We start from the raw sequence: 19,570 nt of genomic DNA, 5'->3' as shown, positions 1-19,570 counted from the left end.
CCATGGACGATATCGTCATCCTGATCCCCGCCGCCGGGGACGCGACGCGGATGCGCGGACGCGACAAGCTGCTTGAACCGGTCGACGGGCTGCCCTTGCTGGCGCGTCAGGTGCGCGTGGCCGAGGCGACGGGCTGCCCGGTGCTGGTCACGCTTCGCCTGCGCGATACAGCGCGTCACGCGGCCCTTGCCACAGTCGGTGCGCCCGAACGCATCGAACTGACCGATGCCGACGAAGGGATCGCCGCATCGCTGCGGGCGGGGGCGGCATGGGCCGGGAAACGCGGCGCAATGGGGCTGATGGTGTTTCTGGCGGACCTGCCCGAGCTTGAAACCGCCGATCTCTTGCATATGCGCGCCAGATTCCGGCATGACCCCGCAAAGCCGCTGCGCGCCACAGACAGCAATGGACAGGCCGGGCATCCGGTGATCTTTCCGGCGCGATTGTTCGGCGCGATGGCGCAGCTTTCGGGTGATCGGGGCGCGCGGGCCATTCTGGCGGATGAAGATGTCGTCTGGCTGTCCCTGCCCGGTCGCCGTGCGACGCTGGACCTCGATACGCCCGAGGCCTGGGCCGAGTGGCGCCAGCGCCCTCGAGGCTGACGCACAAGGTTCAGCGCCCGATCACGATGTCGGCGCGCAGCCCGCCGAGACGCTGGCTTTCACCCAGGCGCAGGGTTCCGCCATGCGCCCGCGCGATATCCATCGCGATCGAGAGGCCCAAGCCCACCCCGGTACCACGGTTCTGATTGCGCGCAGGTTCCAGCCGGGCAAAGGGCTTCATCGCCTCTTCACGCCGGGACGCAGGGATGCCCGGCCCGTCATCCTCAACCCGGATCCGCAATGCGCGCTCCGTCATCAGCACGGAGAGTTCCGCCTTGCTACCATAACGCACGGCGTTGTTGATCAGATTCTCGATGGCGCGCCGGATAGCGCCCTCGCGCAACTGAACCAGCCCTGAGCCCTTCACCTCGACAAGTTCGGCGGCAATATCGGCACGCTGACAATCCTCGACAATCCGCTCGACCAGCGCGACGGGATCAAGCGCCACCGGCGCGCCCTCCTGCGCGCCCCGGGCAAAGGCCAGGAACTCGTCAAGCAGGCGCTCCATGTCGGCCACGTCCTGCTGCATGGGGATGCGGTCCTCATGATCCAGCATCGACAGGCCCAGTTTGAGGCGCGTCAACGGCGTGCGCAGATCGTGACTGACGCCGGAAAGCATCAGCGTGCGCTGCTCGATCTGGCGTTCGATCCGGGCGCGCATGTCCAGAAAGGCGTTTCCCGCCGCGCGCACCTCGATTGCACCCGCAGGGCGGTATGGTTCATGGCGCCCCCGACCAAAAGCCTCGGCGGCGCGCGCAAGCCGGGTGATCGGGCGCAGCTGGTTGCGCAGATAGAAATAGGCGATCACCGTCATCAGCACGCCGAAAAACACCATGTTCACAAAGATCTGGTGTGCGTTCTTGGGCGACACCCTTGCCCGCTCGAACTCCATCCGCCAGACCCCGTCGGGTTGGAGGATATACAAGCGCACCACACGGTCATCCGGCAGGTCCACCGCCCGAAGACCCGAAATCAGTGCCTCGAACTCTCGGATCACGACGATTCCGGTCAGATCATACCAGCGCCGCTGGTGGGTTTCGGGCAGTTCGTCCTCGGTCACGGCGCTGATCTTGATCCCGAGCGACCTTGCAAGCGACGTTTTCGCCGTCTCCTCGGCAGACAGGTTACTGGCGCGCAACACCGCGACCTCGCGGCTGGCGGTCCGGGTCATCTGCGTGGTAACACCCTCGAAATGACGCTGGAGAAACACCACCGCCATCACCAGGAACAGGCTGACAACCGGCAACAGCAGGATCAGTGCTGCCCGCCAATAAAGGCCTCGTGGCGTATATGATTTGAGCCAGTTGAACGACATGCGCCAAACCTAGACGCGCGCCACCAAGGAAGGAAGCCCGATGATGCCGCAGAGCGCATTCAATCCTCCCGTCGGCATCGCCGAGGATATGGGCCGGGGAATCCGCCGCATCCTGGCCCCCAATCCCTCGCCGATGACCTATCTGGGCACCAATACATATATGCTGGGGGAAACCGGCATTGCGGTGATCGATCCGGGGCCGGACGATCAAAGCCATCTGGCGGCGATTCTCGGGGCACTGGGTCCGGGCCAGCGGGTCACCCATATCCTCGTGACCCATGCGCATCTCGATCACTCGCCACTCGCGGCGCAACTGGCGCGTGAAACGGGCGCGAAGGTGCATGCGTTCGGCCACGCCCGCGACGGTCGCAGTGCGGTGATGGAGCGCCTCGCGCAAAGCGGCCTCAATGACGGGGGCGAAGGGATCGACCACGGCTTTTGCCCCGACATCCGGCTGGCGGATGGCGAGGTCGTCACAGGCGAGGGCTGGACCATCACCGCCCTCTGGACGCCGGGACATCTGGGCAATCACCTCTGTTTCCAGACGCGCGGCGCAGTCTTTACAGGCGATCTGGTGATGGGCTGGGCCAGTTCTCTGGTGTCGCCCCCGGATGGGGATCTGACCGATTTCATGGCCTCCTGCGCGCGTCTCAGGGATATCGGGGCAGAGGTGTTCCATTCCGGGCACGGCGCCCCGATCGACGACCCGATGGCGCGGCTCGACTGGCTGATCTCGCACCGGCGCGCGCGAGAGGCGGCGGTCCTCGCGCAACTCGGATCGGGACCCGCCACCGCCCAAGAGCTGGCGCAGCGCATCTATACCGACACGCCGCGCGCCCTTCTGCCCGCCGCCACCCGCAACGTCCTTGCCCATCTCATTGACCTGATGGGAAAAAACCTCGTCTCACCCCTCGACCCCCTGTCCTCTGACGCGCGCTTCGCCACCACCTGAGAGGCGTGACGAGACAGGCGCAAAATATGTGACAATCCCTCTGGACGCCGCCCAAGCCTGTTGCTATACGGACGCCCGTGTTCCGGCGTAGCTCAGCGGTAGAGCAGTTGACTGTTAATCAATTGGTCGTAGGTTCGATCCCTACCGCCGGAGCCAAAGATTTCAGGGGCTTAGTGTAAAGACACTAAGCCCTTTTTCTGTAACGGATCATGACTTGTCGGATCGGGCGACGCCAGCATCGGTACCCGTCGGGCTGCGCTGCGCAACGGCCCGATTCAGGCCGGGGTGTTGCCCTCTCCGATATCCCAGAACAGCCCCGCCATCAGGCGCAGCGCGTCGCGCGAAAGGGGCTTCAGAACATGCTCGTCGGGCGCGTGCTGCGAACAGCCCCTGTAGGAATGGGGCACCCAGACCGTGGGCAGGCCAAGGATGTCGGCAAAGGCATCATTGGGCAGTGACCCGGCCAGGTTGGGCAGGATATGCGGCTTTTGCCCCGAGGTTTCCTCGAGGGAGCGGGCGACGAACGTGACCCAGGGGTGATCGGGATTGAGCCGTGTCGCGCGGAAAAAACCCCGGTCATGCGCGACGATTCGCACCGCCTGAAAGCCATGCGCATCCAGGTGTCGGCGCAGTGCGGGCAGGATATCCTCGGGTTCGGTGCCCACCACATAGCGCAGCTGGCAGGTGGCGCGCGCGTGGGCTGAAATCGCATTGACCGGCGCCTCGGGCACACCGCTTTTCATGGCGAGGATCGCGAAGCTGTTCCAGCCATATACACGTTCGGCCGGGCTCAGGCTTTCCTCGCCCCAATCCTCGTCGACCGAGGGGCCGTCGCCCCCGGTTACCGGCAGTCCGGCAAGCGCGGCGCGCACATCGTCTGTCAGGCTGTCGGGACGCCACTCCGGGATGCGGATCTGACCGCGCGCGTCGGTGATAGTCGAAAGCGCCTGCGCCAGAATCATCGCCGGATCGGCCAGCAACCCGCCCCAGTTGCCCGAATGATGCGCCCCTTCGCGCAGTTCGATCACCAGGTCGAAGGTCACGCCGCCGCGCGAGCCCATGAACATGGTCGCCGTTTCGGGTTGCAGGCGCGGCCCGTCCGAGGCGATCAGCACATCCGCCTTCAGATCGTCCTTATGCGCTTCAAAGAACTCGGCAAGACCCGGCGATCCGGTCTCCTCGCCGGTTTCGATCACGATCCGGCAGTTGAAACCCAGCTTGCCGCGGCTTTGCAATGTGGCATCGAGCGCGGCGATATTGATCAGGTGCTGGCCCTTGTTGTCCGCGCTGCCCCGGCCATACAGCCGGTCGCCTTCTTCGACCAGCTTGAAGGGATGCAGGCCCTCGCGCCACTGGTCGGTCTGGGCGCGGATCACATCGCCATGACCATAGCTCAGCACCGTGGGCAGATCGGCGCCCTCGATCCGTTCGGCCACCAGAATTGGTCCGGCCCCTGCGACCGGGTTGTCGTAGGTCTTGCAGGAAAACCCCATCGTACCGAGCCGGGGGGTCATCGCCTGTTCCAGATAGCGCGCCAGTTCCGCCGCCTGCTCGGGGTTCTGGCTTTCGGTCTCATACCCCACCAGATCGGCAAGTTCGGCCTGGAACCGGCCCTCGTCGAAATAGGCTGTTACAGTGTCGATCGCGTCGCTTCGTGTCATGGTCTACCTGCTCGGTTCTTCACAAATGGCGTCGCCCCAAGGCGACATGATCTCAGTGCATCCGGTATTGACCGCGCCCTTTCGCATCACCCCTGCCGGACAGGCAAAGGCATAGGGAAAGGGGCTGCGCCGGGTAGTATGAACGGGGTGGCGCGTGCGCAGGGCATCTAGGATCTCTTCCGACAGCGTCTCATCGGCCACGATCGCCTTGCCGCCCGACACATCGATGCGCGGATGATGGAAGCACTCGGCGATATCCATCCCGAAATCCGCCACGAAAGACGCCATCTGCACCATCGCCGACACGATCTTGCGCCCGCCGGACGCCCCGAATGCGAAGCGCGCGTCGCCGCTTTCGCCAAGTATCGGGCAGACATTCATCAGGCAGCGCTTGCCCGGTGCCAGCGAATTGGGGCGTCCGGGAACCGGGTCGAACCACATGATGCCGTTATTCATGAGGAAACCGGTCTCGGGCGACACGACGCGCGCGCCGAAGATCGACAGCAACGTCTGCGTCTGGCTAACCATGTTGCCATCCCGGTCGACCACCGAGAAATGCGTCGTGCAGCCCGAATGGGACTCGGTCTCGCCACTGTCACCCATCGTCGCCAGCCGCTCGCCATAGGCGGTGCTCAGCCCCTCGGCATAGGCGCTGAAGGCTTCGCCGCCGGGCGCGGCACCGAACGCCGCTTCCGCCTCCATCACGCCAAGCGCGTGACGGAACGTCGGGCCTGCGGTCAGCCCCGGCACCACGTCGAACCGTGCGCCGCGATAATCGAAACTCAGCGGATCGCTGAACTCGGCGCGATAGGCGCAGAGATCCGCGTGGCTCAGGCTGCCACCCTTGGCCTGCATGTCGGCGGCCATCGCCGCGCCAAGCTCGCCGTCATAGAACTCGCGCGCGCCCTTGCGCGCCATCTGCTCGAGGCTGTCGGCCATGCGCCCCTGCTCCAGCCGTTTTTCGGCCAGCGCGGTCCAGCCGCTGATCGTCGGCCACTGGCCGTCCTCAAGGAACATCGCGGCGGCATCCGGGTCCTTGGCCAACTCGCGGGTGGTCGAGGCGATGATCAGCGCGGCATACCAGTCCACCAGCAGTCCGTCGCGGGCAAAGCGGATCGCCGGCGACAGAAGCTCGCCCCAGGGCATCCGCCCGAATCGCTCATGCGCCTGGCCCATGCCGTCGACCAGCCCCGGCACCGCAACGGCGGTGGCGCCCTGGACATTGCGATCGTCAACCACTTCCTCCCAGGGGAACAGATCGCCCGCAACCCCCCTGCCCGTAAGCGGGTAGTCGGCAGGATCAAGCGCCGCCGGGGCGCGCATCCCGTAGTTCAGCGCATGCGCCTTGCCGGTATCGGCGCGCCACAGCATCAGCGCGCCACCGCCTGCCGGGCCGCTCATCCAGGGTTCCAGCACACCGATGGCAAAGGAGGTGGCCACCGCGGCATCAACCGCATCACCCCCTGCTTCCAGCACCGCGGCGCCCGCCTCGGCCGCCAGCCGGTGTTGCGCGGCAACGACGCCATATTCGGTTTCGATGACGATTTTCCGGGTTTGCGCGCTGCGCGACAGGTTCACGGACATGTCAGGCGACCTTCGGATCATACATGGGGCTGTCGGGATCGTGCAGGTGGCATTCCACATGGCCGTGGCTGGTGGGAACAGGCCTTGGCGCGACGCTCTTGCAATGCGCGCCCGCCATCGGGCAGCGCGGATGGAACTGGCAGCCGCTCGGCGGGTCGATCGGGTTGGGATAGGCCATGCCAAGCTGGGTGTCGGGCACCCCAAGCCCCGGCTCGGGCGTCAGCACCGATTTCAGCAGCGCCTGCGTATAGGGATGGCGCGCATCGTCGAACAGACCCGCCACGTCGGATTCCTCGACGATCCGACCCAGATACATGACCGCCACCCGCGTCGCCAGGTGCTCGACCACTGCCAGGTCGTGGCTGATGAACAGATAGGTCAGGCCAAACTCGCTGCGCAGATCTCCCAGCAGGTTCAGGATCTGGCTCTGTACTGACACATCCAGCGCCGATGTCGGCTCGTCGCAGATCACGATCTCGGGCTTCATGATCAGCGCCCGCGCGATGGCGACCCGCTGGCGCTGACCGCCCGACATCTGGCTGGGATAGGTGTTCATGACCCGCGCGGGCAAGCCCACGATATCGAGAATACGACGCACTTCCTTGTCCCAATGCGCCTTGTCGCCAATCCCGTGCACCCGCAGCGGAAGGGACACGATGTCATAGATGCTCTTGCGCGGATTGAGCGATGAATAGGGATCCTGGAAAATCGGCTGGATCCGGCGCGCAAGGCTCAGGCGGTCCTGGGCGGTGATCTCCTGACCATCCACCATGACCTGCCCCAAGCTCGGCGCCTCGAGTCCGAGCAGGATCTTGGCCAGAGTCGATTTCCCGCAACCGGATTCGCCCACCAGCCCCAGAACCTCGCCGCGCGGCAGCGACAACGAGACATCATTGACCGCCGTCAGCGGCTTGGCCTTGCCAAAGAGGCCCTGCTTGACGCGATAGGTCTTGGTGACATTGCGCAGTTCCAGCACCGCCGAAGTGGTTGCCTGCTCGGTCATGCGATGACCTCCTCGTCGTGGCGCTTGCCGTCTTCATGAACGCAGCGAAAGGCGTGCTCGGGGCGGCCCTGCAAGGGAATGTCCTGATGACAGGCGGCCATCGCATGCGGACAGCGCGTGCGAAACGCGCAGCCCTCGATATCGCCGACCAGCGACGGCACGATCCCCGGAATGGTGCCAAGCGTGCTGCCGCGCGCAGTCTTGCCGGGCAAAGGGATGCAGCGCAGCAGACCGCGCGTATAGGGATGCGAGGGCGAGTTGAACACATCCACCGCCGAGCCGGTCTCGACCAGCTCTCCGGCATACATCACCGCGACCTTGTCGGCGACCCGCGCCACCACGCCCAGGTCATGGGTGATGAGGATCATCGCCATGTTCATTTCCTGCCCAAGGTCATGCAGCAGGCGCAGGATCTGCGCCTGGATGGTCACATCCAGCGCCGTTGTCGGCTCGTCCGCGATGATCAGCTCGGGTTCGCACATCAGCGCCATCGCGATCATGACGCGTTGACGCAGCCCGCCCGACAGTTGGTGCGGATATTGCGACAGGCGGCTGGCGGCGGCGGTGATGCCGACCTTCTCCAGCAACTCGGTGGCGCGCGCGCGGGCGGCCTCCCGGCTGACGGACTTGTGCAGGCGCAGCGCCTCGATCAGCTGGTCGCCGATCGTGTAGGCGGGATTGAGCGATGTCATCGGCTCCTGAAAGATCATCGACATCCGGTCACCGCGCAGCGCGCGCATGGTGCGCGGACTCGCCGTGGTCAGCTCGGTGCCGTCGAATTCCATCCGGTCGGCACTGCGGTCGATATTCTTGCCCAGGAGCCCCATCAACGCCAGCGATGTCAGCGACTTCCCGGAGCCGCTTTCGCCGACGATGCAAAGGGTCTCGCCCCGGTTCAGATCGAAGTCGATGCCGCGCACCGCATGCAGGGTGCCCCCACCGACGGGAATGTCGATCGTCAGGTTTCGGACGCTCAACAGGGGTTTTTCCATTGTCTCAGCTCCGGTTTTCGGGGGCAGTCACGTCGCGCAGACCATCGCCCATGAGGTTGATCGCCAGCACAAGCAGGAACAGCACCGCGCCGGGGATAAGCACCATCCAGGGCTCGAACAGCATCATGTTCTTGCCCTCCGAGACCATCAGGCCCCAGCTTGGCGTCGGCGGTTGCACGCCAAGACCCAGGAAGGACAGCGCCGCTTCCAGAAGGATGGCGTGGGCCATCTCCAGCGTGACCACCACGATCAGGTTGTTGGCGATGTTGGGCATGATCTCGGACAGGATCACGCGCGGCGTCGATGCGCCGATGGCGCGCGCGGCGGCAACATATTCGCGCCCCCGCACCTGTAGCGTCGAGGCGCGCATGACCACAGCGAAGCGGTCCCACAACAGCAGGCCAAGCACAACGATCACGACCTGGAGCGATCCGCCCAGGATGGCCACGACCGCCAGCGCGACCAGCACGACCGGCATCGCAAGGCGCACGTTGATCAGGAACGTGACCACCATGTCCACACGGCCGCCGAAATAGCCCGCGGCCACGCCCATTGCCGTGCCGATCACGCCCGAGATCAACGCCGCCACCGCGCCGATCATCAGCGAGACACGCGCGCCATAGATCAGCCGCGACAGGTAATCTCGCCCCAGATGGTCGGTGCCCAGCGGGTGTTCCCAGTCGCCGCCCAGGAAAACAGGCGGCTGCATCCGGGTCATCAGGCTTTGGGCATAAGGATCATGCGGCGCCAGAAGCGGAGCGAAGATGGCTATGAACAGCAGGATCGCAAGGACGATCCCGCCAAACAGCAGCCCCTGATGCCCGAAGACGCGCTTGCGCAACATCTGGCCGGGTGTCGGGCCGGTGATCTCCTGCAGCAAGGAATCTGTGGTGCTGGTGTCAGACATCTCAGCTGCTCCTCATGCGCGGATCAAGCCAGGCGTTCAGCACGTCGGCAAGGAAGGTGAAAACGATATAGAACATCGAGAAGACAAGGATCAGCGCCTGAACGGTCGGCAGATCGTTGCGTGCGATGCTTTCCCAGGCAAGGTAACCCGCGCCGTGCAGCGCGAAGATCGACTCGACCACGATCGAGCCGCCCAGCATGAAACCCATCTGCACCGCAGCCAGCGACACCACCGGAATGATCGCATTGCGCAGCGCGTGGCGGAACAGGATCCGTCCCTCCGGCGCGCCCTTGGCGCGCGCGGTGCGGATATAGTCCGAGGACAGCACATCCAGCATCCCCGCCCGCGTCAGGCGCATGATCGCCGGCATCGCGTAATAGCCCAGAACGATGGTTGGCATGATGAAATGCGCCGGGCTCGACGCGCCCGAGGGCGGAAGCCAACCCAGCTTGATGGCAAACAGCACGATCAGGATCAGGCCGAACCAGAAGCTCGGCATCGCCTGCCCTGCCACCGACAGGAACAAGGCCACACGGTCGATGATCGAATTGGGCCGGATCGCCGCGGCGACACCAAGCGGCACCGCAGTCAGCAATGCGAAGCTGATGCCGCAGACCCCCAGCGTCATGGTCACACCAAGCCGCTCGAAGATCAGCGAGGCCACCGGCAGGCGGAAATAATAGCTCTCGCCGAAATCACCGCGCAAAGCCGAGAACAGCCAGTCGCCGTATTGAATCAGCATCGGGCGGTCGAAGCCGTAAAGCTTGCTGATCGCCTCGATATCCTCGCCGCTGGCGGTCTCGCCCGCCAGCGCCGCAGCGGGATCGCCCGCGAGGAACAACAACGTGAAACTGATGAACGACACCGTGAAGGCCACTAGGACAGCAAGGCCAAGCCGTTTGAGAATGAATGTCAGCACGGAGACACCTTTGGTTATCGCGCGCTTCGCGGCGCGGCGATTGCATGGGGGCTACAGGTGCACTGGCGGGGGCCGCAATGGCCCCCGCACCGGAGCCTGGATCAGTTCCAGCTCATCGTGGTGAAGCGCAGCACCTCGTCGGCGGTGGGTGTGTACTCGACCTCGTTGGTGAACACGTAGTTCGTGTTGTACGAGAACATCGGCGCCCAATAGGCCTGGTCGGTGATCCGCTCGATCGCCTTGGCGTAATTCTCGATACGCGTATCGGGATCGGTCGAGCTGTCGGCGATGTTGAGATACTCAAGCACCTGGTCGTCGCGCGCGTCGTCAAGCGATCCATGCTTGAAGAACTGGCTGACCATCGCCGAGGCATCGTTGATCGAGAAGCTGCCCCAGGTCAGGAAGGCCAGCGGCACTTCGCCCTTCATGTTCTGCTCACGCAGCGCGGAGTATTGCAGGAACTTGAAATCGGTCTGGATGCCGACCGCGTTCAGGTAGCTCATGATCGCCTCGGCATATTCGCGGTTGCGATAGGCGTAGAACTCGATCGTGAAGCCATCGGGATACCCGGCTTCCGCCAGCAGCGCCTTGGCCTTCTCGGGATCATACTCGTAGGACTTGGCCGCATCTTCCACGCAACCGAACTGGCTCGGGAAGCAGGGCGTCGAGACCACGCGCGACTTGCCCTTCAGAAGCGCTTCGACCAGCTCTTCACGGTTGATCGCATGGTTGATCGCGCGGCGCACGCGCAGGTCGGTGACGGGCGTGTCACCCGAACGGCCCGCGGCATCCATGTTCAGATACCCGACGCGCATGGTGGATTCGTTCTTGACGGTGAACTGATCCATCGTGGCCAGCTTTTCGGCCTGGTCGGCGGGCACCTGCCAGATCAGGTCAAGCGACCCGCTGAACAGTTCGGCCATCTGCGTGTTCACATCCGGAATGGTGCGGATGTCGACATTGGCGATTTCCGGCTGGCCCTTGGGGCTGTCGTGGTAGTTCTCGTTCTTTTCCAGCACGAAATGCTGGCCGGGCACCACCGACACGACCTTGTAGGGGCCGGTTCCGACCGGCTCGAGCCCCATGCCGCTGGGGCCAACCTCGGCATAGTAATCGGACGGATACATCGACACCGGACCCGACAGGAATTCGATCGCCGCCGGGAACTTTTCCTTCAGGTGGATGCGCACGGTATAGTCGTCCACCTTCTCGGCGGATTCCATCCAGTTCACGTTGCGCTGCGTCTTGACGCCGTTCTCTTCCTTGGCAACGAAATTGACGGTGTAGACAACGTCATCGGCATTGAAGGGCGAACCATCGTGAAAGGTCACGCCCTCGCGCAGCTTAAGCTCCAGGGTGGTGTCGTCGATCCATTCCCAGGATGTCGCCAGGTTACCCTTGTATTCATTGGTCGCCGGATCGCGGTAGATCAGGCCATCCCAGATGGCGCGCTGCAACACCACGCCTTCGCGCGACGAGTTGAAATAGCTGTCGACATTCTCGAGCTCTTTGGTGAACGCTACGCGCAGCGTGTCGTTCGCCTTGTCGGCCCAGGCGCCGCCGGCGGCGGCGATCAGCGCGATGCTGGCGATTCCGGATTTGAACCAGGATTTCTTCATCATTGTCTCCCTGTTGTGATCAAGCGCACATTGGCGCCAAAAATCTTTGCTTTCATTCTTCGTGTATCATACTATGATACCTTGAACCTTCATATGATCCATTAATTCTAACCTGCCCGCCTGCGTCAACCCCCTTGAACGCTCCCGGGCGGGAAAAACCCGAGAGCGCCATGACCACGAAACAAAATACCCTTTATGTCGGTTCGCTTGCCAAGGGTTTGCGACTTTTACGGGCATTCGATGAAAGCCACACCGAGCTCACGCTCTCCGACCTCGCACAGCGAAGCGGGCTCGACAAAAGCGCGACTCAGCGCCTTGCCAACACCCTCCATATCGAGGGCATGCTCGACAAGGATCCGGTGACGCGCCGCTTTCGTCCCTCGCATGCATGGCTTCAGATGGCCTATGCCTATTACTGGTCCGATCCCCTGGTCGGACAGACGATTCCCAAGCTCATCAGCCTCTCGCAAGAGATCGGCGAAACCATCAACCTTGCCGAACTGTCGGGCGACCACATCATCTATGTCAGCCGCCTGCCCTGCAAACGCACCTATTTCGCCGCCACCATCATCGGGCGCCGCCTGCCGGCGCTCTCGACATCCGCGGGGCGTGCAATGCTGGCCACCTTTCCCGAAGACGAACGCCGCGCCGCGGTCGACAACTGGCCGATCATCCAGTTCACACCCTGCACCACGCTTGACCGGGGCAGTATCCGCGACAGCGTCGAACGCGCGGTGCATGACGGATTCGCGATCTCGACCGGGCAGATGATTCTGAACGAGATCGGCGTTGCCGCGCCCATTCCGGGCCATGACGGACGCGCAATGGCGGCGGTGCAATGTTCTGTTTCGGCCCATACATGGACGCGCGAAAAGATCATCGCCGAGATTCTGCCCCAGATTCAGGATACCGCGAATTCCATCTCGCCGTCATTCCAGGCGCAGCGAGGCTATTCCCGCAGTCCGGCTGGCTGACGGCGCGACGCGCGCCTGTTCAGTCCTCTTCGCTGCGTTCCGGCGGGTCCTGGTAGATCGACCAGCCGTATTCGCTTTCGGTGCCGGGCAGATCGGACTGATGCAGATTCGCCTGCATGAAGGTCTTGGCGATGAAATTTGCGGTGATCGGCGCGGTCAGGAACAGGAACAGCGTGATCAGCAGCTCGTGAAACGAGAACATGCCCTTCACCAGCAGGAAATACAGCATCGAACCGATCAGTACGCCGCCGACACCCAGCGTCGTCGCCTTGGTCGGGGCATGAAGGCGCTGCATCGTGTCACGCAGCTTGATCATCCCGAACGAGCCGACCAGCCCGAAGATCCCCGCCACGACGAGGAAAAAGGAAATCAGCAATTCGCTTACAAGATCCATGATCGTCCCCTATTCGATGATGTCGCCGCGCAGCACGAAGCGGCAATAGGCGACGCTCGAAACGAACCCCACCATCGCCACCAGCATGGACGCTTCGTAATAGACGGTGGTGCCCTGCCACATCCCATAAAGAATCAGCAGCGCGATGATGTTGATCACCATCGTATCCAGCGCGAGGATGCGGTCAGCGCTGTCCGGCCCGGTGGCGATGCGCCAGAGGTTGAACAGCAGGCCCAGCCCGAAACAGCCCGTGGCGAATGTCAGCGCAGCGGTGATCATTGGAAAATCTCCCTCAGGCGCCACTCGTAGCGGCTCTTGATCTGATCGCGCACACCGTCGGGATCGTCGGTATGCAGGCAATGCACAAGGATACTGCTGCCATCCGCCGCCAGCATCGCCGACACGGTGCCCGGCGTCATGGTGATGGTCCCTGCCAGCACGGTGATTGCCTCGGGCGAGGTCAGCTCGAGCGGCACTGTGATCCAGTGCGAATGGATATTTCGGTTGCGCTTGAAGAGGATGATCATTGCCACCTCGACGTTGGCCACCACGATATCCCAAAGCACGATCATGAAATACTCGATCACCCGCAACGGCCGCCCGATCTTGGCGCGGCGCGGCCAGTATGGCGCGGTCATGATCGGCACGACGATCCCCAGAATGCCGCCAAGCAGCAGGTTGCCGGGGGTGACCTTGTTGACCAGCCCCAACCATACGGCGGTCAGCAACACGCTCAGCAACGGATGTGGAAAGATGCGCCCGATCATTGCTTGACCTCCGCGTCAGGATCCAGCACCGCCGCGACATAATCCGATCCGTCGAACAGCTGATGCGCCGCCTTGTCCATGAAGCCGGTCATCGGCCCGGCCAGAAACGCCAGCACAGCCAGGATCGCCAGCGCCATCACCGTCGGCGCCACCTCAAGCGCCCCTGCCCTCGCCGGTCCCGGCGGCGGAGCGTCCCCTGCTTCGGTCTCATCGGGGTTGCCGGTGTCTTCCTCGGGCTCTGCGGGCGCGAGTGCGGTCGATTTCCAGAACAGGATCGAACCCGCCCGCGCAAATCCCACGATGGTCATCAGCGACCCCACGAGGATCGCGATCCAGGCCGCCGTCATCGCCGCTGAATCGCGCAGCCCGTCAAGGATCAGCAACTTGCCCAGGAACCCGCTCAGGGGTGGCATCCCCGCCATCGCGATCGCCCCGGCAAAGAACAGGGCCGCGAAAAGCCCGTTCTGCACCGTCGGCGGCTCGGCCCGCAGCAGATCGCCGCCGGGGCGGCGCGATACCACCAGATCGGCCAGCAGGAACAGCGCCGCCGCCGAGAATGTCGAATGCACCAGATAGTAAAGCGCCGCCGTGGTCGCTTGCGGGGTAAAGGCGGCCACCGCGATCATCATCGTGCCCATCGACCCCACGACCGAGAACGACAGCAGCGGCATCAGGCGCCGCGCGCCCAGGACCCCGACCGCGCCGATTGCCACCGTGACCACCGCGGCCGGCATCAGCCAATCGCCGATCAGCCCGCCCAGACCGGGCACGTCCGGCCCGAACACCACCGCGTGAATGCGGATGATCGCGTAAGCGCCGACCTTGGTCATGATCGCGAACAGCGCCGCCACCGGCGCAGGCGCATTGGCATAGGTCGCAGGCAGCCAGAACTGCACCGGGAAAAGCGCGGCCTTGATCGCGAAGACCACCATCAGCAGGATCGCCGCAACCCGCACCAGCGCCGCATCCTCCAGCGGCAATTCACGCACCTTCACCGCAAGATCCGCGATATTGAGCGTCCCGGTCGAGGCGTAAAGCGTGCCGAGCGCGAACAGGAAAAGGGTCGAGCCCGCAAGGTTCATCACCACGTATTGCAGGCCCGCCTGCAGGCGCACGCGCCCGCCGCCATGAATCATCAGGCCGTAGGAGGCGATCAGCAGCACCTCGAAAAAGACGAACAGGTTGAAGGCGTCGCCGGTCAGGAACGCACCGCAAATGCCCATCAGCTGGAACTGGAAGAGCGCGTGGAAATGGCGCCCGCGGTCGTCCCATCCGCTCGCGCTCGCATGCAGCAGGACAACCAGCGCCAGCGCCGACGTGACCAGCAGCATCAGCGCCGAAAGCCGGTCCAGCACCAGCACGATGCCGAAGGGCGCCGCCCAATCGCCCATCCGGTAGACATGCGTGGTGCCATCCGCCGCCATCACCATCAGCCCCACGGCGATAGCCGCCAGCGCGATGGTTCCCGCGAATGAGGCCGCGCGCGCCAGCGTGATATCATGGCGCATCACGAAGGCGATGATCGGCGCCAGCAGCGCAGGCAGGACGACCGGGGCAACTATCCAGTGACTCATGCTCGGTTTTCCCCTTGCGCCGACAGGGCGTCATCATCGTCTCTGGCGTCATCCTCGCCGGTCATGTCGATCCGGTCGTGATCCGCCTCGAGAAACGCGCCAAGCGCGATCATCACCAGCACCGCCGTCATCCCGAACGAGATCACGATCGCCGTCAGAACCAGTGCCTGCGGCAACGGGTCGGAATAGGCGACATCGGCGTATTTGTTCAGCACCGGCGGCGCGTTGACCGCCAGCCGGCCGGTCGCGAACAGAAAGATATTGACCGCATAGGTCAGCAACGCCAGCCCGAGGATCACCGCGAAGGCGCGCAGCCGCAGGATCAAATAGACCCCGCCCGCCGTCAGCACGCCGATTGAACTTGCAACCACAATCTCCATGTCACTCGACCTCCGGCTTTCTCTGCTCGACCGTCAGCGACGGGTCGTAATCCATCGGCTCCACATTGACCGTCTCACCGGCATAGCGGGCGATCCGCGACAGGCTGTAGAGCATCAGCATCACCGCCCCCAGCACCGTCAGGAACACGCCAAGGTCGAACGCCATCGCCGTGGCCCATTCAAACTCCTCGATCGGGGGCCAGTGGATATAGCCATAGGCGCTGGTCAGGAAGGGCTTGCCCGCCAGCCATGCACCCGCACCCGTGAGGCCCGCGATCACCACGCCCCAGCCGATCATCATGTGATATTCGATCCGCTGGCGGCTCTGGGTCCAGGCGAAGCCCGACGCCATGTATTGCATCAGCAGCGCGATCGAGATGACCAGCCCGGCCACGAAGCCGCCGCCAGGCTGGTTGTGGCCGCGCAGGAAGATGTAGACCCCGACCATCACCGCGATCGGCATCATCGCGCGCGTCGCCACCACCATCATCAGCGGGTGGCGGTCGCGCGAGCGGTCGGGCGGCACCGGGCGCGCCCGCAGGCGGCGCCCCGCCGGCCCCGCCAGCAGGGCCTCCATCAGCGCGAAGATGGTCAGCCCGGCAATCCCCAGCACGATGATCTCGCCGTAGGTGTCATAGCCCCGGAAATCGACCAGGATCACGTTGACCACGTTGGTGCCGCCGCCGCCCTTGTAGGCATTGGCCAGATGGAACTCCGAGATCGGGCTGAAGTCGCGTATCAGGAAGGCCATCGCCAGCGCGGCAGCCGCCCCGCCCGCGACCAGCGCAATCGCCCCGTCGCGCAGACGCAGCAGCGCACCGCTTTCCTTCGGGCTTTCCTTGGGCATGAAATAGAGAGCCAGCAGCAACAGCATGATCGTCACGGTCTCGACCGAGATCTGCGTCAGCGCCAGGTCGGGCGCCGACAGGTAGATGAACCCGCCCGACAACATCAGGCCGATCACCCCGATCAGCACCAGCGCGCGGAACCGGTTCCGATGATGCAGCACGACCAGAATCGTCGCCCCGACAAGCAGCAGCCAGCCAACCGCCACGACCGGCGGAACCGGAAGGATCTCGCGCGTCGGCGGGCTCATCTCGCCGCCCGAGAAGGCCGCGTATCCCAACAGCACGGTGGCGGCGATGAAGATCGCAAGGTATCGGCTGATCGCGCCGTTATGCAGCCCCTCGGCCAGGGCGCGCGACAGCGCCGCGATACCCCCGACCAGCCCGTCGAAGATCGTTTTCGCCTCGGGTCGCGGCGCCGCGATCCAGGCCCGGTCCAGCGGCCGGTGCAGCGCCAGCAGGACAGCGCCGCCCAGAACGGCGATGATCGACATGATCAGCGCCGGGGTGACCCCATGCCAGATCTTGAGATGCGGATGCATCTCGGCGCCGGTCACGGCGCTCGCCGCCGCCGCCACCAGCGGCTCGGCCAGATGCGGCATGATCCCGATCACCATCACCAGCACCGTCAGGAAAGCGGGCGCGGCCCACATGCCGAACGGCGGGTCATGCGGATGGGACGGGTAATCGTCGCGCGCCGGCCCGGCAAAGACGTGAAAGATGAACCGCAGCGAATAGGCCACCGACAACAGCGCGCCGATCGTCGCCAGCACCGGCACGATCCAGGGATTGCCGAACCAGCCGGTATGCGCCGCCTCTTCCAGCATCAGCTCCTTGGACAGGAACCCGTTGAAGAACGGAATCCCGGCCATCGACAGCGCAGCCAGCGTGCCGATCAGCGCCGTCACCGGCATGAACTTGGCAAGACCACCAAGCCGCTTGATGTCGCGGGTATGGGTCTCGTGGTCGACGATCCCGGCGGTCATGAACAAGGTCGCCTTGAAGGTCAGGTGGTTGATGACGTGAAACACCGCCGCCACCGCCGCCGCCTTGCTGCCAAAGCCCAGCAACATGGTCAGCAGGCCAAGGTGACTGACGGTCGAAAACGCCAGCAGGGCCTTCAGATCGTCCTTGAACAGCGCGATCAGCGCGCCGAGAACCATCGTGACAAGGCCCGTGATCGACACGATATAGAACCAGGCATCCGTGCCCGACAGCACCGGCCACATCCGCGCCATCAGGAACACGCCCGCCTTCACCATCGTGGCCGAATGCAGGTAGGCCGAAACCGGCGTCGGCGCGGCCATCGCATGCGGCAGCCAGAAATGGAACGGGAACTGCGCCGATTTGGTGAATGCGCCCAGCAGGATCAGGATCAGTGCCGGCAGATACCACTCCGAGGCGCGGATCGCGTCGCCCTCCGCCAGGATGTCGGTCAGGTTGTAGCTGCCCACGATATCGCCCAGGATCAGCATCCCCGCGATCATCGCAAGCCCGCCCGCCCCGGTCACCGCCAGTGCCATGCGCGCGCCTTGGCGCCCCTCGGGCAAGTGCTTCCAATACCCGATCAGCAGGAACGAGGACAGGCTGGTCAGCTCCCAGAAAATCAGCAACAGCAGGATATTGTCCGAAATCACGATGCCCAGCATCGCGCCCTGGAACAGCAGCAGACAGGTATAGAACTGTCCCATCGGGTCCTCGCCCGACAGGTAGAAGCGTGCATAGAGCGTAATCAGAAGCCCCACGCCCAGGATCATGCCCGCGAACAGAAATCCCAGCCCGTCGAGGAAGAAACTGGCGCTCAGCCCCAGCTGCGGCAACCAGACCAGCTCGGCCTGCAACACTTCGCCGCGCAGCACCGCGGGTGCCAGCGTACCCAGCATGACCAGCGCCGCCAGCGTCGGCACGGCGGTAAATGTGGCGCAGGCCGTTCGTCCGGCGCGGATCATCAGCCCCGGCACCAGCGCCCCCAGGAATGGAAGCAGCGCAATGATAGGTAATAGACTTCCGCCGTCGCTCATATCCGCTCCGTTTCAAACACTGTTCACGCGTTCTTCAAGCGGAATCGCCACATGAGCCACATGCAATTCCCCCGCCCCTGTCGGTCCCGGCCCCGGTGCGCATCGTCCCGCGCGCTCCCGTCGCCGTCCCCTTCTTAAAAATTTGTCGCTTCGGCCACAAGTCAACCAAAACCGAAACTTCGGCCCGCGTCAAATGGCGCACCGCACCCACCGAAACGTCCCTTGCATCGCAGGAACCGTCCCGCAGGGCAAGACCGTGCGGCCTTCCGTCCGCCCGGCACATCATGCGCAAATCGAATTGCAAATCCCGTGCCGGAACGCCTACATAAGCACCAGTCCAAGCGCATCAATTACGGTGCCGATACAGCCGCGAGCCATGCCATGCCGATTTTCCGACACGACGGCGCCATTTATCTCTTCGCCCATGTTCCGAAAAGCGGCGGCTCGACGGTGGAACACGGGCTTCAGGACGCCGGGATCAAGATGTCCTTCCTCGATGCCGACTGGCTCGGCCCGAACGTGCCCGACTGGAACCGCTCCTCGCCCCAGCATGTGCCGCGCAACGTGTTGGCGCGGCTGTTCGACCCGGATTTCTTCGACCACAGCTTCGCCTTTATGCGCGACCCGGTCGACCGCTTCCTCAGCGCCTTCAACTTCAATCGCAGCCTCGGACATATCCCGCGCCGCCAAGGCCTGCGCCGGTTCCTCGACCGGCTGGAACGCTCGGATAACCATTTCGAGAACAGGTTCGACAATCACTTCCTGCCCGCTGACCGGATCGTGCCGGAAACCTGCACGATATTTCACCTCGAAAACGGGTTCGCGCCGCTGTCGGACTGGCTGCGAAAAACCTCCGGCGGCAGCCTCAGCGTCGATTTCGGACACCACAACAAATTCGCGCCCCCCGCGCCGGAGCGCCCCAAGGGGCTGATCGACGCCATCGTCAGCGACGCGTCCGAAATCCGTCAGGTCACCGCCGACATGCTCGACCGCGAAACCCGCGAATGGATCTGCGAACTCTACGCAGAGGATTACAAGCGGTTCTATTGACCCCCCGGGCC

At 64.0% G+C, this 19,570-nt stretch carries 18 protein-coding genes and 1 tRNA gene; 5 read left to right on the top strand and 14 right to left on the bottom strand.

The window, feature by feature from the left end:
• Positions 1-2: 2 nt before the first annotated feature.
• Positions 3-602, top strand: coding sequence for a nucleotidyltransferase family protein (locus tag ROH8110_RS04490; RefSeq protein ID WP_085816503.1), 600 nt, complete (start codon positions 3-5; stop codon positions 600-602).
• Between the two features lie 10 nt (positions 603-612).
• On the opposite strand, the gene ROH8110_RS04485 is transcribed toward ROH8110_RS04490, so the two are convergent.
• Entirely contained in the window at positions 613-1,917 is a 1,305-nt protein-coding gene (locus ROH8110_RS04485; RefSeq protein ID WP_085816502.1) for an ATP-binding protein, read from the bottom strand.
• Between the two features lie 40 nt (positions 1,918-1,957).
• On the opposite strand from ROH8110_RS04485, the gene ROH8110_RS04480 reads away from it, so the two are divergent.
• Entirely contained in the window at positions 1,958-2,869 is a 912-nt protein-coding gene (locus tag ROH8110_RS04480; RefSeq protein WP_085816501.1) for an MBL fold metallo-hydrolase, read from the top strand.
• 81 nt (positions 2,870-2,950) lie between these two features.
• A tRNA-Asn gene (locus ROH8110_RS04475) sits at positions 2,951-3,025 on the top strand.
• A gap of 119 nt (positions 3,026-3,144) precedes the next feature.
• Here the strand turns inward: ROH8110_RS04475 and ROH8110_RS04470 are convergent.
• The 7 genes from ROH8110_RS04470 to ROH8110_RS04440 form a co-directional block, all read right to left on the bottom strand.
• Entirely contained in the window at positions 3,145-4,530 is a 1,386-nt protein-coding gene (locus ROH8110_RS04470; protein ID WP_085816500.1) for a M20 family metallopeptidase, read from the bottom strand.
• 3 nt (positions 4,531-4,533) lie between these two features.
• Positions 4,534-6,114: a gamma-glutamyltransferase family protein gene (locus ROH8110_RS04465; RefSeq protein ID WP_085816499.1), complete on the bottom strand. Its 1,581-nt coding sequence runs from the start codon at positions 6,112-6,114 to the stop codon at positions 4,534-4,536.
• Position 6,115: 1 nt separating this feature from the next.
• On the bottom strand, positions 6,116-7,117 hold the full coding sequence (locus ROH8110_RS04460; RefSeq protein WP_085816498.1) for an ABC transporter ATP-binding protein: 1,002 nt from the start codon (positions 7,115-7,117) through the stop codon (positions 6,116-6,118).
• Positions 7,114-8,109, bottom strand: a complete 996-nt coding sequence (locus tag ROH8110_RS04455) for an ABC transporter ATP-binding protein (RefSeq protein WP_085816497.1) — start codon at positions 8,107-8,109, stop codon at positions 7,114-7,116. Before ROH8110_RS04455 ends, ROH8110_RS04460 begins: the two co-directional genes overlap by 4 nt.
• A 4-nt stretch (positions 8,110-8,113) precedes the next feature.
• The gene (locus tag ROH8110_RS04450) at positions 8,114-9,016 is read right to left on the bottom strand and encodes an ABC transporter permease (protein ID WP_085816496.1); all 903 of its coding nucleotides are present in this window, start codon (positions 9,014-9,016) and stop codon (positions 8,114-8,116) included.
• A gap of 1 nt (position 9,017) precedes the next feature.
• Positions 9,018-9,935: an ABC transporter permease gene (locus tag ROH8110_RS04445; RefSeq protein WP_085816495.1), complete on the bottom strand. Its 918-nt coding sequence runs from the start codon at positions 9,933-9,935 to the stop codon at positions 9,018-9,020.
• Positions 9,936-10,036: 101 nt separating this feature from the next.
• Positions 10,037-11,554, bottom strand: a complete 1,518-nt coding sequence (locus ROH8110_RS04440) for an ABC transporter substrate-binding protein (RefSeq protein ID WP_370738108.1) — start codon at positions 11,552-11,554, stop codon at positions 10,037-10,039.
• 170 nt (positions 11,555-11,724) lie between these two features.
• On the opposite strand from ROH8110_RS04440, the gene ROH8110_RS04435 reads away from it, so the two are divergent.
• Positions 11,725-12,528, top strand: a complete 804-nt coding sequence (locus ROH8110_RS04435) for an IclR family transcriptional regulator (protein WP_085816493.1) — start codon at positions 11,725-11,727, stop codon at positions 12,526-12,528.
• A gap of 19 nt (positions 12,529-12,547) precedes the next feature.
• On the opposite strand, the gene ROH8110_RS04430 is transcribed toward ROH8110_RS04435, so the two are convergent.
• Genes ROH8110_RS04430 through ROH8110_RS04405 form a run of 6 tightly spaced genes read right to left on the bottom strand, consistent with a single transcriptional unit; the run spans position 12,548 to position 18,509 of the window.
• A complete protein-coding gene (locus tag ROH8110_RS04430; protein ID WP_085816492.1) occupies positions 12,548-12,922 on the bottom strand; it encodes a Na+/H+ antiporter subunit G in 375 nt (124 codons plus the stop codon).
• Positions 12,923-12,931: 9 nt separating this feature from the next.
• The gene (locus ROH8110_RS04425; protein WP_085816491.1) at positions 12,932-13,201 is read right to left on the bottom strand and encodes a K+/H+ antiporter subunit F; all 270 of its coding nucleotides are present in this window, start codon (positions 13,199-13,201) and stop codon (positions 12,932-12,934) included.
• The gene (locus tag ROH8110_RS04420; protein WP_085816490.1) at positions 13,198-13,689 is read right to left on the bottom strand and encodes a Na+/H+ antiporter subunit E; all 492 of its coding nucleotides are present in this window, start codon (positions 13,687-13,689) and stop codon (positions 13,198-13,200) included. Before ROH8110_RS04420 ends, ROH8110_RS04425 begins: the two co-directional genes overlap by 4 nt.
• Positions 13,686-15,263, bottom strand: a complete 1,578-nt coding sequence (locus tag ROH8110_RS04415) for a monovalent cation/H+ antiporter subunit D (RefSeq protein WP_085816489.1) — start codon at positions 15,261-15,263, stop codon at positions 13,686-13,688. The genes ROH8110_RS04420 and ROH8110_RS04415 overlap by 4 nt, the downstream gene beginning before the upstream one ends.
• Complete coding sequence (locus ROH8110_RS04410; protein WP_085816488.1) at positions 15,260-15,643, bottom strand: Na+/H+ antiporter subunit C; 384 nt, start codon at positions 15,641-15,643, stop codon at positions 15,260-15,262. Before ROH8110_RS04410 ends, ROH8110_RS04415 begins: the two co-directional genes overlap by 4 nt.
• 1 nt (position 15,644) lies before the next feature.
• A complete protein-coding gene (locus ROH8110_RS04405; RefSeq protein ID WP_085816487.1) occupies positions 15,645-18,509 on the bottom strand; it encodes a monovalent cation/H+ antiporter subunit A in 2,865 nt (954 codons plus the stop codon).
• Positions 18,510-18,818: 309 nt separating this feature from the next.
• Here ROH8110_RS04405 and ROH8110_RS04400 point away from each other — a divergent pair, with 309 nt between their 5' ends.
• A complete protein-coding gene (locus ROH8110_RS04400) occupies positions 18,819-19,559 on the top strand; it encodes a sulfotransferase family 2 domain-containing protein (protein ID WP_139837383.1) in 741 nt (246 codons plus the stop codon).
• The last annotated feature ends 11 nt before the right edge of the window (positions 19,560-19,570 follow it).

Origin of the sequence: Roseovarius halotolerans (assembly GCF_900172255.1) — a bacterium.
GTDB classification, from domain to species: Bacteria; Pseudomonadota; Alphaproteobacteria; order Rhodobacterales; family Rhodobacteraceae; genus Roseovarius; species Roseovarius halotolerans.
This window is presented reverse-complemented; position numbering and strand designations above follow the sequence as displayed.

Bases quoted from the DNA above. Each gene is read 5' to 3' on its own strand.
- ROH8110_RS04485 (WP_085816502.1), bottom strand. From the start codon at position 1,917: ATGTCGTTCAACTGGCTCAAATCATATACGCCACGAGGCCTTTATTGG.
- ROH8110_RS04490 (WP_085816503.1), top strand. From the start codon at position 3: ATGGACGATATCGTCATCCTGATCCCCGCCGCCGGGGACGCGACGCGG.
- ROH8110_RS04460 (WP_085816498.1), bottom strand. From the start codon at position 7,117: ATGACCGAGCAGGCAACCACTTCGGCGGTGCTGGAACTGCGCAATGTC.
- ROH8110_RS04435 (WP_085816493.1), top strand. From the start codon at position 11,725: ATGACCACGAAACAAAATACCCTTTATGTCGGTTCGCTTGCCAAGGGT.
- ROH8110_RS04430 (WP_085816492.1), bottom strand. From the start codon at position 12,922: ATGGATCTTGTAAGCGAATTGCTGATTTCCTTTTTCCTCGTCGTGGCG.
- ROH8110_RS04405 (WP_085816487.1), bottom strand. From the start codon at position 18,509: ATGAGCGACGGCGGAAGTCTATTACCTATCATTGCGCTGCTTCCATTC.
- ROH8110_RS04420 (WP_085816490.1), bottom strand. From the start codon at position 13,689: ATGATCGGGCGCATCTTTCCACATCCGTTGCTGAGCGTGTTGCTGACC.
- ROH8110_RS04415 (WP_085816489.1), bottom strand. From the start codon at position 15,263: ATGAGTCACTGGATAGTTGCCCCGGTCGTCCTGCCTGCGCTGCTGGCG.
- ROH8110_RS04410 (WP_085816488.1), bottom strand. From the start codon at position 15,643: ATGGAGATTGTGGTTGCAAGTTCAATCGGCGTGCTGACGGCGGGCGGG.
- ROH8110_RS04440 (WP_370738108.1), bottom strand. From the start codon at position 11,554: ATGAAGAAATCCTGGTTCAAATCCGGAATCGCCAGCATCGCGCTGATC.
- ROH8110_RS04480 (WP_085816501.1), top strand. From the start codon at position 1,958: ATGATGCCGCAGAGCGCATTCAATCCTCCCGTCGGCATCGCCGAGGAT.
- ROH8110_RS04465 (WP_085816499.1), bottom strand. From the start codon at position 6,114: ATGTCCGTGAACCTGTCGCGCAGCGCGCAAACCCGGAAAATCGTCATC.
- ROH8110_RS04425 (WP_085816491.1), bottom strand. From the start codon at position 13,201: ATGATCACCGCTGCGCTGACATTCGCCACGGGCTGTTTCGGGCTGGGC.
- ROH8110_RS04470 (WP_085816500.1), bottom strand. From the start codon at position 4,530: ATGACACGAAGCGACGCGATCGACACTGTAACAGCCTATTTCGACGAG.
- ROH8110_RS04450 (WP_085816496.1), bottom strand. From the start codon at position 9,016: ATGTCTGACACCAGCACCACAGATTCCTTGCTGCAGGAGATCACCGGC.
- ROH8110_RS04455 (WP_085816497.1), bottom strand. From the start codon at position 8,109: ATGGAAAAACCCCTGTTGAGCGTCCGAAACCTGACGATCGACATTCCC.